The 12,579-nt window shown below is 70.2% G+C and carries 16 protein-coding genes; 6 read left to right on the top strand and 10 right to left on the bottom strand.

Annotation, left to right across the window (positions count from 1 at the left end; all coding sequences use genetic code 11):
* The first annotated feature begins 113 nt into the window (after positions 1-113).
* From BN10_RS03890 to menC, 3 genes are read left to right on the top strand one after another with little or no spacing between them, the layout of a single operon-like run.
* Positions 114-1,061, top strand: a complete 948-nt coding sequence (locus BN10_RS03890) for a 1,4-dihydroxy-2-naphthoyl-CoA synthase (RefSeq protein ID WP_010849858.1) — start codon at positions 114-116, stop codon at positions 1,059-1,061.
* 10 nt (positions 1,062-1,071) lie between these two features.
* Positions 1,072-1,908 (top strand): chorismate synthase, encoded by an 837-nt coding sequence (locus BN10_RS03885; RefSeq protein WP_010849857.1) that lies wholly within the window; start codon positions 1,072-1,074, stop codon positions 1,906-1,908.
* Positions 1,905-3,023, top strand: coding sequence for an o-succinylbenzoate synthase (gene menC, locus BN10_RS03880; RefSeq protein ID WP_010849856.1), 1,119 nt, complete (start codon positions 1,905-1,907; stop codon positions 3,021-3,023). Before BN10_RS03885 ends, menC begins: the two co-directional genes overlap by 4 nt.
* A 103-nt stretch (positions 3,024-3,126) precedes the next feature.
* On the opposite strand, the gene BN10_RS03875 is transcribed toward menC, so the two are convergent.
* From BN10_RS03875 to BN10_RS03860, 4 genes are all read right to left on the bottom strand, one after another.
* Positions 3,127-3,549 (bottom strand): hypothetical protein, encoded by a 423-nt coding sequence (locus BN10_RS03875; RefSeq protein ID WP_010849855.1) that lies wholly within the window; start codon positions 3,547-3,549, stop codon positions 3,127-3,129.
* Positions 3,550-3,612: 63 nt separating this feature from the next.
* Entirely contained in the window at positions 3,613-4,188 is a 576-nt protein-coding gene (locus BN10_RS03870) for a TIGR03086 family metal-binding protein (protein WP_010849854.1), read from the bottom strand.
* Complete coding sequence (locus BN10_RS03865) at positions 4,188-4,691, bottom strand: SRPBCC domain-containing protein (protein WP_010849853.1); 504 nt, start codon at positions 4,689-4,691, stop codon at positions 4,188-4,190. The genes BN10_RS03870 and BN10_RS03865 overlap by 1 nt, the downstream gene beginning before the upstream one ends.
* The gene (locus tag BN10_RS03860; protein WP_010849852.1) at positions 4,688-5,053 is read right to left on the bottom strand and encodes an ArsR/SmtB family transcription factor; all 366 of its coding nucleotides are present in this window, start codon (positions 5,051-5,053) and stop codon (positions 4,688-4,690) included. The genes BN10_RS03865 and BN10_RS03860 overlap by 4 nt, the downstream gene beginning before the upstream one ends.
* A gap of 118 nt (positions 5,054-5,171) precedes the next feature.
* Between BN10_RS03860 and menE the strand changes: the two genes are divergently transcribed.
* The 3 genes from menE to BN10_RS03845 are packed head-to-tail and all read left to right on the top strand — an operon-like array spanning position 5,172 to position 7,504.
* Complete coding sequence (menE, locus tag BN10_RS03855) at positions 5,172-6,347, top strand: o-succinylbenzoate--CoA ligase (protein ID WP_010849851.1); 1,176 nt, start codon at positions 5,172-5,174, stop codon at positions 6,345-6,347.
* A 7-nt stretch (positions 6,348-6,354) separates the two neighbouring features.
* Positions 6,355-6,603 carry a PLDc N-terminal domain-containing protein gene (locus tag BN10_RS03850; protein WP_010849850.1) on the top strand — a complete coding sequence of 83 codons (249 nt, stop codon included), beginning with the start codon at positions 6,355-6,357 and terminating at the stop codon, positions 6,601-6,603.
* A gap of 16 nt (positions 6,604-6,619) precedes the next feature.
* The gene (locus BN10_RS03845; RefSeq protein ID WP_010849848.1) at positions 6,620-7,504 is read left to right on the top strand and encodes a 1,4-dihydroxy-2-naphthoate polyprenyltransferase; all 885 of its coding nucleotides are present in this window, start codon (positions 6,620-6,622) and stop codon (positions 7,502-7,504) included.
* 77 nt (positions 7,505-7,581) lie between these two features.
* Here the strand turns inward: BN10_RS03845 and BN10_RS03840 are convergent, their stop codons facing one another.
* Genes BN10_RS03840 through BN10_RS03815 form a run of 6 tightly spaced genes read right to left on the bottom strand, consistent with a single transcriptional unit; the run spans position 7,582 to position 12,495 of the window.
* A complete protein-coding gene (locus BN10_RS03840) occupies positions 7,582-7,881 on the bottom strand; it encodes a DUF4229 domain-containing protein (RefSeq protein WP_010849847.1) in 300 nt (99 codons plus the stop codon).
* Positions 7,881-8,864, bottom strand: coding sequence for a c-type cytochrome biogenesis protein CcsB (gene ccsB / locus BN10_RS03835; RefSeq protein ID WP_010849846.1), 984 nt, complete (start codon positions 8,862-8,864; stop codon positions 7,881-7,883). Before ccsB ends, BN10_RS03840 begins: the two co-directional genes overlap by 1 nt.
* The gene (gene resB, locus BN10_RS03830) at positions 8,861-10,420 is read right to left on the bottom strand and encodes a cytochrome c biogenesis protein ResB (RefSeq protein ID WP_010849845.1); all 1,560 of its coding nucleotides are present in this window, start codon (positions 10,418-10,420) and stop codon (positions 8,861-8,863) included. The genes ccsB and resB overlap by 4 nt, the downstream gene beginning before the upstream one ends.
* The gene (locus tag BN10_RS03825; protein WP_010849844.1) at positions 10,417-11,190 is read right to left on the bottom strand and encodes a cytochrome c biogenesis CcdA family protein; all 774 of its coding nucleotides are present in this window, start codon (positions 11,188-11,190) and stop codon (positions 10,417-10,419) included. The genes resB and BN10_RS03825 overlap by 4 nt, the downstream gene beginning before the upstream one ends.
* The gene (locus BN10_RS03820) at positions 11,187-11,834 is read right to left on the bottom strand and encodes a TlpA family protein disulfide reductase (RefSeq protein WP_324603504.1); all 648 of its coding nucleotides are present in this window, start codon (positions 11,832-11,834) and stop codon (positions 11,187-11,189) included. The genes BN10_RS03825 and BN10_RS03820 overlap by 4 nt, the downstream gene beginning before the upstream one ends.
* Positions 11,827-12,495 carry a histidine phosphatase family protein gene (locus BN10_RS03815; RefSeq protein WP_010849842.1) on the bottom strand — a complete coding sequence of 223 codons (669 nt, stop codon included), beginning with the start codon at positions 12,493-12,495 and terminating at the stop codon, positions 11,827-11,829. Before BN10_RS03815 ends, BN10_RS03820 begins: the two co-directional genes overlap by 8 nt.
* Positions 12,496-12,579 lie beyond the last annotated feature (84 nt).

Raw genomic sequence — 12,579 nt, 5'->3', positions numbered from 1 at the left:
GACCCCATCGTGGCGCCTTCGACCGAACCGGCTCGCGGTTTTCCACAGCCCCCACCCCCAGCCCGCGGTGAGGGTATGCCGCGGGGCTGAGCCCGCGGCATACGATCGATGGCGTGAGCGCCCTCCCCGACGTCAGCTCGACCTTCGACCCGCAGGCGTGGAGCCCGGTCCCCGGCTTCGAGGACCTGACCGACATCACCTACCACCGGGCCCACGACGTCGGTGCGGTGCGGATCGCCTTCGACCGACCAGAGGTGCTCAACGCCTTCCGCCCGCACACGGTCGACGAGCTCTATCGCGCCCTCGACCACGCCCGGATGACTCCCGACGTCGGGGTGGTCCTCCTCACCGGCAACGGTCCTTCCCCTCGCGAGGGCGCGACGCCGACCACCCAGGGCTGGGCCTTCTGCACCGGCGGGGACCAGCGGATCCGCGGCCGCAGCGGCTACCAGTATGCGCAGGGCGAGACGGCCGACACCGTCGACGAGCGGCGGGTCAAGGCCGAGGGTGGGCGGCTGCACATCCTCGAGGTGCAGCGGCTGATCCGCACGATGCCCAAGGTCGTCATCGCGCTCGTCAACGGCTGGGCGGCCGGCGGTGGGCACAGCCTGCACGTCGTCTGTGACCTGACGATGGCCAGCCAGGAGCATGCCCGTTTCAAGCAGACCGACGCCGACGTGGGCAGCTTCGACGGGGGCTACGGCTCGGCCTACCTCGCCAAGATGGTCGGGCAGAAGTTCGCCCGCGAGATCTTCTTCCTCGGCCGCGCCTACACCGCCGACGACATGCACCGGATGGGCGCGGTCAACATGGTCGTCCCGCACGCCGACCTCGAGGCCGAGGCGCTCGTCGTAGCCCGCGAGATCATGGCGAAATCGCCTCAGGCACAACGGATGTTGAAGTTTGCCTTCAACCTGCTCGACGACGGACTCATGGGCCAGCAGGTGTTCGCCGGGGAGGCGACGCGGCTGGCCTACATGACCGACGAGGCCGTCGAGGGCCGCGACCAGTTCCTCGAGAAGCGCGACCCCGACTGGTCCCCCTTCCCCTGGTACTTCTGAGCGGCACACCATGACGCCACCGCCGATCCCGCCCCTGCACCTCGCGGAGGTCCACCAGATGGCCGACCTGCGCGCCGTCTCCGACCTCTTCGCGGCCGTCTGGGGTCGCGGCGACGAGGGCGTCCCGATGCCGAGTGAGGTGCTGCGCGCCATCGTCCACGCCGGTGGCCTGGTCAACGCCGCGTATGCCGCGCCCCCGACCCCCGGGTCCACGACCCACGGCAACACGGCGCCACTGCTCGGGGCCGCGGTACTCACCCCAAGCGCCGACGGCGGGGGCTACTCGATGATCGCCGCTGCCCTGCCGGGCAACAGCGACAGGGGAATCGGCTCTGCCCTCAAGGAGCACCAACGCGCGTGGGCGGCCGCGCACGGCATGCCGACGATCACCTGGACCTTCGACCCGCTCGTCGCCCGCAACGGGCACTTCAACCTCGACAAGCTCGGGGCCATCGGGGCGCACTACGAGCGGTCCTTCTACGGGACGATGGGCGACGTCATCAACGGCAACGACGAGTCTGACCGTCTCGTCGCGGTGTGGAGCACGACGGCACCGACACCGTCCCGCACCGAGTCCCCGAGTCGCGACCACAGCGCGAGCCTGCTGGCGGGCCCGGACGGACTCCCGGCATACCTCACCGGCGCGGGACGCCAGGAACGCTGGGTGCGCGTGCCGGCCGACATCGTCGCGACCCGTCGAGACGACCCCACGACGGCCACCCGTTGGCGGCAGGTCGTGCGGGAGGCGATGGAGGACGCCTTCGCCCAACGCTTCGTGGCGACCGGGGTCAGCCGCGACCACTGGTATCTCTTCACCCCTGCCCAGGCCCCCGAGGAGGCCCGATGAGGATCGCCCGGCTCGAAGTCATCTGGCTCAAGGTCCCGCTCGTCACGCCGTTCCGGACGTCCTTCGGGACCGCGCACGACAAGGACACCTTCCTCGTGCGCTTGGAGACGACCGACGGCACCGTCGGCTGGGCGGAGTGCGCCGCGGAGCTGGACCCGCTCTACAGCGCGGAGTGGCTCGACGGCTGCGAGCAGGTGCTCCGCCGCGAGTTGGTGCCGCGCCTCCTCGCCCTCGGTGACCAGCTCACCGCGGGGCGCGTCGCGACCGCCCTCGAGCCGGTGACGGGCAACTACATGGCCAAGCACGTCATCGAGACCGCAGTTCTCGACGCCGAACTCAAGGAGGCGGGCTGGTCCTTCGGGCACCATCTCGGGGCCGTCAAGGAGCGCGTCCCGGCCGGGGTCTCGGTGGGGATCATGGACTCGATCCCCGAGCTGCTCGACCATGTCGAGCGCTACCTGGACCAGGGCTACCTGCGGATCAAGCTCAAGATCGAGCCGGGCTGGGACGTCGCAGCTGTGCGTGCCGTCCGCGAACGCTTCGGGGACGAGATCCTGCTCCAGGTCGACGCCAATGCTGCCTACACCCTGGCCGACGCGGCCCAGCTCGCCCGCCTCGACCCTTTCGACCTGCTCCTCATCGAGCAGCCCCTCCCGACCGACGACATCCGCGGCCATGCTCGCCTCGCCACCTTGATCAGCACGCCGGTCTGCCTCGACGAGTCGATCGAGTCGGCGCGCGACGCCGCGACCGCGATCGCCCTCGACGCCTGCCGGGTCATCAACATCAAACCGGCGCGAGTCGGCGGCTACCTGGAGGCCCGCCGCATCCACGACATCGCGGTCGCCAACGGCATACCCGTGTGGTGTGGCGGCATGCTCGAGACCGGCGTCGGGCGGGCGCCCAATGTGGCCCTTGCCGCCCTGCCAGGTTTCGTGCTGCCCGGCGACACCTCGGCCTCCGACCGCTACTTCCGCCAGGACATCACAGCGCCCTTCGTGCTCGATCAGGGGCACGTGGCCGTCCCCACCGGCCCGGGCATCGGCGTCGACGTGCTGCCGGACGCCCTGGCCGAGGTCACCATCAGCCGCTCCGACGTCGACGTCACCGGCTGACCCTCACGTCTGGCCCCCTTGCGTCCGCGTCTTCGGTTGCCATGGCGACGGAAGACGCGGACGCATGGGATGGAGGAGTCAGCCGCTGCCGCCGATGTCGACCTCATAGGCCTCGTAGATCAGGTCCGACCCACGCTGGCGGCCCCCCCCCCCGCCACAGCAGGGCGGTCAGCTCCTCGCGGTGTTGACCCAACCCCGCCCTCGGTATGCCGTCGTCCCGCTCCTGGAGCAAGCGCTCCACTTCGTCGACGAAGAACACATGGTCAGCCAGTTGGGCGTCCACTCCGCTGGCCAGGCGCGGCGCGGTGGCACCGATGTCGGCGTAGAGGCCGCCCGGCGACTCGGTGAGCTCGACGTGCTCACGCAGGTCGTGCGCCAACTCAGTGAGCGCGGCCCGGACCCGGCGCCCCCAGACCGGGAGCCCCAGCGGGAGTGCGAGCGCGTCTTGGAGGGCGCGCATCGAATCCCCGAGTTCGGCGCGCGCGGCGCTCACGTGCTCCAGGTGCGTGCGGAAGTCCTCGTCCATTGGCGCCCTCCTGCCGTCACTCCCATGGTGGCGGTTGGACGGCCCAGAGGGAAGCGGGACCTTTCAGGGCGTCCAGCGCGGGTCGCGCCCGATGAACGCGAAGAACTTCTCGACCACCGACGCATCGGCCGGCACGTCCTGCTGCACGCCGAACTGACCGGACCCGCGGATCATGTCCGCCATGCCGGTCATCCCGGCATACGCACCCGCGATGTAGTCCTCGTCCAGTTCAGGGTCCTGGCCGCTCGCGCGCGCCAGATCCCACCCGTGGAAGACCAAGTCCGGCGTCACGTAGCCGTCAATCACCTGGGCGACCGGCGCCTGCCCGGTGTGCGGGTTGCTGTGCACCGTCACGGCCAGTTCCTCGTCGGCGAGCACCTCGCGCAAGCGCTCATCGAGCGCCCGCCAGGCCGCGACCGGATCTGCGAGCGCGCCCTCACCAGAGGGGAATTCGAGTCCCGGCCCACCCCCGATCATCCCGGGCACCCAGGTGACCAGGTGTCCCACGACCTCGCGGGCGGTCCACTCCTTGACCGGCGAGGGACCATCCCAGTCGCTCACCCCGCCCACGAGACGGGTGAAATTGTCGGCCGCCGCGGCATACCGCTCCGCTGGTGACATCGCGCCCAGACCCTCCATCACCCCTCTCCCTTGGCGAGTAGTCCGTCGAGCTTCTCGTAGCCGTCGTTGACGCCGGTCTCCATGCCGGAATCCAACCACTCGGCCCGTTCCTCGAAGGACCCGACCAGCGAGACGGTGTGCAACCGGGTCCGGCCGTCCCCGAGGTCCTCGAAGGTCATCGTCTCCAGGGACACCGACTCCGGCCAGCCGTCGTAAGTGAAGGTCTGGACGATTCGCTCCGGGGTCACGTCGTGGAAGGACCCATGGAAGGAGGCGATCTCCTCGCCGTCGCGCTGGTTGCTGAACGACCAGGACCCACCGGTGCGCGCATCCCAGTGCCCGATCGTCGTGGTGACGTCATGCGGACCGCACCACTGGGCGTAGAGCTCGGGATCGGTGTGGGCACGGTGCAGTTGGGCGGGCGTAGCGGTGAAATCGCGGGTGATCCGGATCGCGGGCACGTCCGGGTCGGCCTCGATCCGCGCCGTGGTGTCCGTATGCCGCGGGGCTGAGTCGGTCATGACGTCTTTCCTTTCGTGGGGGTGGTGTTCGGGGAGGTGGGACTGTCGAGGTCCGCGAGCACGGCCTCGAGCAGGCTGAGGCGCGCCTCGGCGGCGCGTTGGTGGCGCTCGATCCAGCGGACGAGACCGGCGAGGGCGGCCGCTTCGAGGTGGACCCGACGCCGCTGGGCATCGGCAGTGACGCTGACGAGGCCGGCGACCTCGAGGACACGGATGTGCTTCGAGATCGCCTGCAGGGAGACGTCATACGGGGCAGCGAGTTCACCGACGGTGGCATCACCGAGGGTGAGTCGGGAGACGATGTCTCGTCGCGTGCCATCGGCCAGCGCCGCGAACGCCCGGTCCAACTCGTGCCCTGCCATCGATCCCCCTTGTCAACCAATCGGTTGAAAACAACGATGCCCCCCACCGAACGCTTTGTCAACCGATGAGTTGAATAGGGCCGGCGTCTCCCGACGAGCGACGGCATACCCTGACCTCGTGACGAGCAGCCCCCAGGCGATGACCGGCCGGATCGAGCCGCTGCCGCTCCCCTCGGGCCCCACCGTGCTCGCCGCCCTCCCCCGCCTCGCCGAGGCCCTGCGCGGTCACCCGATCGCGCCGTATGCCGCGACCTCCCCTCCACCGCTCCTTCCCCGGGTCGCCCCCGAGTCTCTCCCCGACGACCTCGCCGTGGTCGTCGGCACCTCCGGCTCCACCGGCGACCCCAAGCTCGCGATGCTCACCGCAAGCGCCCTCGCCGCCTCCATCGGAGCCACCCACCGGCGCCTCGGCGGCCCCGGTCAGTGGCTGCTCACCCTCCCCGCCCACCACATCGCCGGACTCCAGGTGCTGCTGCGCGGCCTGGTCGCCGGGCAGGAGCCGATCGTCACGACGACCGCCTCGGTCACCGACGTGGTGCGGGGCGCCGCGGCCATGGACCCCGACGCGCGACGCTACGTCTCGCTCGTCCCGACGCAGGTGGCGCGTCTCCTCGAGGACGACGGGGGCCGGGACGCACTGCGCTCCTTCGACGCCGTCCTCGTCGGCGGTGCGGCCCTGCCCCCACGATTGCGCTCAACGGCAGACCGGGAGGGCGTCATCCTCGTCGCCACCTATGGCATGTCCGAGACCTGCGGTGGTTGCGTCTACGACGGTCGGCCACTGGAGGGCACCCGGGTCGCCCTCGACGATGACGGCCGGGTGCACCTGGGCGGCCCGAGCCTGGCCAGCGGCTACCTCGCGGACCCAGAACGCACCGACTCCCACTTCGTCGCCGACACGGCCGGGGAACGCTGGTTCCGCACGGACGACCACGGGGAGTTCCTGCCCGACGGCCGCCTCCAGGTCCACGGGCGCCTCGACGACCTCATCACGACCGGTGGGCTCAAGGTGTCACCCCGCCTCGTCGAAGAGACCATCGTCGCCCACTGCCCCGGCGTGATCGAGGCCCTCGTCGTCGCCGTGCCTGACCCCGAGTGGGGCCAGGCCGTCGGCGCGATCGTCACCACGGCCTCGGGCACCCGCCTCACCCGCGAGGAGGTCAGGGAGGCCCTGCGCGGCATACTGCCCGGGCATGCGCTCCCCCAGCGGGTCCGGACGGTGCCAGCGATCCCCACCCGCGGTCCCGGCAAGCCCGACCGTCGCGGCGCCGCCGATTTGCTCAGCGACGGATAATGGGAGCGTGCTGCGTGTCCTGCCCGTCGTCCTGTCGCTGGCGCTGTCGGTCTACTGCGTGATCGACTGCGTCCGCACCGACGAGCACGCCGTGCGTGGGCTGCCGAAACTCGTCTGGGTGTTCGTCGTCCTGCTCTTCCCCCTCGCGGGATCCATCGCCTGGCTCGTCGCGGGCCGCCCCCAGCGACCCCCGGGCCAGCGGCCACTGCGGCCGCGCGGCCCCGACGACGACCCCGACTTCCTCCGCAAGCTGTGAGAAAACCCTAGGAACCATGGCCACGCTCGAACAATGGGTCGCCGGTGCGCGCCCCCGAACCCTCCCCGCTGCCTTCGCCCCGGTGATCGCCGGCACCGCTGCCGCCGGCCTCGGCGCACGGCCGGTCTACGGCTACGCCCTCCTGGCCCTCGTCGTCGCGCTCGCGCTGCAGGTCGGCGTCAACTACGCCAATGACTACAGCGACGGCATCCGAGGGACCGACGCCGACCGGGTCGGCCCGGTGCGGCTCGTCGGACAGCGTCTGGCCCTGGCGTCCAACGTCAAGCTCATGGCCTTCTTGTGCTTCGGCTTCGCCGGGATCGTCGGCCTCGCGCTCGTGGCCCTCTCCGGCGCGTGGCTCATGCTGCCCATCGGCGTCCTGTCGGTCATCGCTGCTTGGAAGTACACCGGTGGCGAGCGGCCCTATGGCTACAGCGGTTGGGGCGAGGTGTTCGTCTTCGTCTTCTTCGGGTTGGTCGCCACCTTGGGCACGCAGTACACCCAATTGGGGCACCTCACCTGGTTCGGGCTGTTCGCGGCCGTGGGCATCGGCGCCATCGCCTCCGCGATCCTCGTCGTCAACAACCTGCGCGACATCCCCGGGGACACCGTCGCCGGCAAGCGCACGCTGGCGGTTCGCCTCGGCGACCGGGGCACCCGACTGCTGTGGCTCGCGTTGCTGCTGGTCTCCGTGGCCGCGTGCACCGCCATGGTGATCGCCACGCCGTGGGCCCTGCTGGGGCTACTCGCCGTGCCGCTGGTCGTCCCGTCGGCGCGCACCATCCTCGGAGGGGCACAGGGGCGCGACCTCATCCCCGCGCTCGGCGCGACCGGGCTCTTCGAGGTCGTGTATGCCGTGCTCATCGCGATCGGCGTGATCGTCGCGGGCGCTCTGGCCTGACGGCGCCGCTTCCTCGCCTCGGCCGACCCACCGGTCGGCCCCGCCGTCTCGCCTCGCCCAGCCGGCCCGTGCGGCCGTCAGCGGAAGCTGTCGGATCCCTCACCCTCGCCGGTCTCGGCGTCCTCGATGTCCTCGTCCGAGGGCTTGGCCCCCCGCTCGGCTGCCTTCTGCTCGGCGCGGTGTTCCAGCTTCTCGGCGATCTGTCGGCTGTAGTCCTCCCGGAAGGGCCGCAGCACGAAGTAGCTCACGACCATAGAGATGAGGGCTGCCCCGGCGACGAGCAGGAAGAGCTGGTCCCTGCTGCGCAGTCCGGCCAGCCAGAGGATGAGCAGGCAGCCGAAGAAGACCAGGGTGCGAAGCAGGGTGTAGCGAACCATCACAGTCCCGAGTAGGAGTGCTGACCGACGAAGAAGACGTTGACGATGCCGTAGTTGACGACGATGCAGGCGAAGCCGGCGAGCGCGATGATCGCGGCATTCTGACGGCGCCAGCCGGTCGTCACCCGGGCGTGCAGATAGGCCGCGTAGACCACCCAGATGACGAAGGACCAGACCTCCTTGGGGTCCCAGTTCCAGTAGGACCCCCAGGCCTGCCGCGCCCAGATCGCACCGGCGATGACTGTGAAGGTCCACAGCGGGAAGGCGATGATGTGGAGCCCGTAGGCCAGCTTCTCGAGCTGACGCGACCCCGGCAACCGGTTCATGAACGAGCGGGCACCGAGGCGCTCGACATGGTCCTGCCACAGGTAGAGCGCGTTGACGGCGGCACCGATCCCGAAGAGCGCCATCGACAATGTCGCGATCGTCACGTGGATGACGAGCCAATAACTCTTGAGCGAGGGCATCAGTTCGGCACCGTCGACATACCAGATCGTGATGGCCAGCCCGAGGACGAGCACGGCGGGACCGGTGACGAAGAGGCCGAGCCAACGCAGATTGCGACGCAGCGACCAGCCGACATAGGCGAGCATGACGAAGGTGGAACCGGTGAGGGCGAACTCGAACATGTTGCCCAGCGGCATCCGGTGCACTTCGAGGCCGCGCATCACCGTCGACGCGGTGAGCAGCAGGGTCCCCAGGATGGTCAGCGACGAGGCGATGCCACCGGCGGATCGGGCGCGCGACGGGAGCTCCCCGTCCCCGGGCCGGTATGCCGCGGCGCTGGTTGCCGGGCCGGGCTCGGCGTCACTGACGCCGCCGGCGGCGACCAGCTCGTACTCCTCGACGTGCTCGGCGGCCTCGTCGCGAGCGGGCAGCAGCCACGCCAGGTGGGCGGCAAACGCAAGCATCGCCAGCGTGAGCACCCCCATCGCGCTGTAGAGGCTCAGCATCGAGAACTGCGCCAGGGTCTGGTCGCTCATCGGTGGTCCTTCACTCGTTCGGCGAGCCCGGCCAGCTCGTCGGTCATGCCCTCGTCGTCGTCCTTGGCGAGGGCGCCGACCCGCACCAGCGTACGTTGCCGGCCCTCGGCGTCGGGCTCGGCCTCGCTGACCCGGATGAAGACCCGGCGGCGGCGGACGGTGAGCATGGCGATCAGGCCGGCGAGGGCGAGCAGAGCGGCCCCCAGGGTCAGGCTCTTGCCCGGGTCGGTCCGCACCGACAGGCCGGCCCAGCGCTCGACACCGTCGAAGGTGATCGATCCGCGACCACCGGGCAGGTCGATGCTCTGGCCGGCCTTGATCCACAGCCGCAGTGGCTGATCCGAGCCCTCCGCGCGCAACTGAGTCATGGCGGAGTCGTCGAGTTCGTAGACCGACTGGGGGGCTCCATCGGGGAAGAGTTCGCCCTCGAAGACGGTGAGGGCGAGATAGGGGTCGAGGGGCTGGGGGAACATCGACTCCGGCCCGTGCTCGGTGATCGTGCCGGTCGGCAGGAAGAGGCCGGCAAAGCCGAGATCCTTCGGGGTGGCGCCTGGAACCTTGACGGCGCCCACCGATTTGTAGTTGTTGTCCCGAGCGAGGAAGGGCGTGGCATCGGAGTAGATCACCGTGCCCTGCGCATCCCGGACGGTGATGTGTGGGGCATAGCCGTTGCCGAGGAGGAAGACCGTGCCATTGCCGGTCTCGAGCGGTTGGTTGACCTTGATGGTCCGGTCCTCGACCGGGGCCTTGGCCGTGGGGGCGAACTCCACGTGGGCGGTGAAGTCGCGCGGCATACCCAATTGGCCCTCGCGGGTGGTGTCCTCCTCGAAAACGGCATCGAGCCGGGCGAGGGTGAGGGTCCACGGCGTGAGATCGGCGGCGTCGACCTGCGGGCCCGGACTGAAGGTGTCGTAGCGGGAGAGGGTGTTGGCGAAGGTCTGGCCCTCGGGGAGGATCACGTCACCCTTGAAGCCCCAGAGGTGGCCGACCGCGACCCCGACGATGATGCCGATGAGGGCCAGGTGGAAGGCGAGGTTGCCGGTCTCCTTGAGGTAACCCTTCTCGGCGGACAGGCTGTTGTCATCGTGACTGTCCACCCGGAAACGGGCGGCACGCAACGTCTTTCGCCAGGCGGTGAGGACCTCGTCCGGGGTGCCGTCGACGGTTTCGACAAGGCTGGCGCCGAGCCGGTCAGGGTTCTTCGGTGCTCGGGGAGGGCGCGCGCGCAACGCCTTGAGATGCTGCTTGGTGCGGGGCAGCACGCAGCCGACCAGCGAGGTGAAGAGCAGCAGGTAGATCGCGGCGAACCACGGAGAGGCGTAGACCTCGAAGAAGCCGAGGCGATCCAGGATCGGCCCGGCCGTCGGGTGGTCGGTGAGCCACTGGGCGGTGCGGGTGGCGTCGATCGAGCGCTGCGGGAAGATCGACCCCGGCACGGCGCCGACAGCGAGGACGAGCAGCAGGAGCAGGGCCGTCCGCATGCTCGTCAGTTGGCGCCAGGCCCAACGCAGCCAACCCACCAGCCCGAGCCGGGGCTGGACGACGTCGCCGCTCACAGCGGCACCACGAAGTTGTCGACGAGCTCGGTCTGCAGCCACGTCGTGAGCCAGTCCCACCAGCCGGTCACGAGAAGCAGGCCGATGGCGATGAGCAGGACACCGCCGAAGACCTGGATGCCGCGGCGGTGACGAGCGAGCCAGCGCTGCACAGGGGCGAACCGGTCGGCGGCCACGGCGGCGAGCAGGAAGGGGATGCCCAGGCCCAGGCAGTAGGCAACGGTGAGGGCCAGTCCGCGGGCGCTGGATGCTCCCTGCGTCGAGGTGGCCAGGATGAGCACCGCGGCGAGGGTCGGCCCGGTGCACGGCGCCCAGCCGAGCGCGAAGATGCCCCCGAGCACGGGAGCCCCGAGCAACCCGGCCCGAGGCCGCCAACGCAGGCGGGTGTCGCGCTGGGTGCCGATCGAGCGGCCCACTCCGAGGAAGACCAGGCCCAGGACGATGACCAGGCCGCCCCCGAGGCGCATGAGGAGGTCCTTGTGCTCCCACAGGCCGCGTCCGACGGAGGTGACGAAGAGGGCCATGAGGACGAACACGGCCGTGAAACCGGCCACGAAGAGCAGGGCACCCACCGCTGTGCGCCACCGCCGCGACGACGCGCGGTCACCGGCGGCCATTCCCGAGACGAAACCGAGGTATCCCGGCACGAGGGGCAGCACGCAGGGGCTGGCGAAGGACACCAGCCCGGCCAGCGCCGCGAGGCCCAGGGCGAGCGGCAGCGCACCCGAGACGATCGTCTGGCCGGCGTCGGTCACGAGCGACCCGCTCACGCCTCGGCCAGCACGTCGTCGATGAGGCCGGTGAGGGTCACCTCGGTGGCGGTTCCGGCGATCCGGGCGGCGATCCGCCCTTGGGGGTCCAGGACGAGGGTGGTCGGCACGGTCGGCGCCTTCCCCTGCAACTCGAGGATGAGCAGGCCGGACTCGTCGGTGAGGCTCGGATAGGTCAACCCGGCCTTGGCCGCGAAGGCCTGGCCACGCGCGGGGTCCTCGCGGAAGTCGATGCCGATGAACTGGACCGGCTTGGCGTCGGCCTGGACCGCCGTCCACACGGACTGCAGGTGGGGAGCCTCGGCCACACACGGGGCACACCACGACCCCCAGACGTTGACGACGACGACGGTCCTGCCGTCGTCGGGCATCGACCAGGTGCCCCCGTCGATCGTCGAGCCGGACAGGGTGACCGGCCCCTTCCGCTCCCCTGCCGCGATCCGCTCGATCGAGCCGTCGCCGGAGACATAACCCTTCTGGTCGCCGCGCTTGGCCTGCTCGGCGATCGAATTGGGGTCCGAAGAGCAGGCCGTCAGGGCCAGCGAGGCCGCGCCGAGCGCCACCGTGAAGGCACCGCGACGGGAGGGTCCGAAGAGCGTGGCCGCTAGGGGAGGCTCGGGGAGGAACGAGGTCACGTCAGGCACCGGCTCCGGGTTGGGCCAGGGCGAGCAGGGAGGCAGCCGGCTCGCTGTAACTCACCGAGAGCAGGTCGTCGCCCACCCAGGTGAGCGAGGTCAGGCTGGCCAGGGTGCATTCACGCTTGCGAGGGTCGTGGAGGAAGCGTCGCCCCTCGTAGGCGCAGCGGACCGTCCAGATCGGCGCCTGGTGCGACACGATGACCGCCTCGTGGCCGCGGGCCGCGGCGCGGACGTCGTCGATGGCTGCCTTCATCCGGGCGGCGAGCTCGACGTAGGGCTCCCCCCAACTCGGGCGGAAGGGGTTCCACGCCTTGACGAGCAGCGCCGGGTGCTTGAGCAGTCCCTGACCACCGGCAACCTGCAGACCCTCGAAGACGTTCTCCGCCTCGATGACACGCTCATCGAGCGTGACCGGCAGGCCGTGCATCTCCGCCACCGGTGACGCGGTCTCACGGGCCCGCTCCAGCGGACTCGACACGATGTGGGTGATGTCGTGGTCGGCCAGGTGCTTGGCCGCGAGCAGCGCCATTTGTCGACCGAGGGTCGAGAGGTGGTAGTCGGGCAGGCGTCCGTAGAGCACCCGATCGGGGTTGTGCACCTCGCCGTGGCGCAGCAGGTGCACGACCGTGCGCGGCAGGGCGGCGTGGGCCGTCGATGACTCCGACATGCCGTGATTGTCGCAAACGCTGCTGAGTGCTTCCCGACACCCTCCGGCGCCCGAACTCACCAATAGTGCACTTTCGGTATGCCG

The organism is Phycicoccus elongatus Lp2 (assembly GCF_000367525.1).
GTDB classification, from domain to species: Bacteria; Actinomycetota; Actinomycetes; order Actinomycetales; family Dermatophilaceae; genus Phycicoccus_A; species Phycicoccus_A elongatus.
The sequence above is the reverse complement of the archived record's forward strand: the minus strand, read 5'-3'. Positions and strand labels throughout refer to the sequence as shown.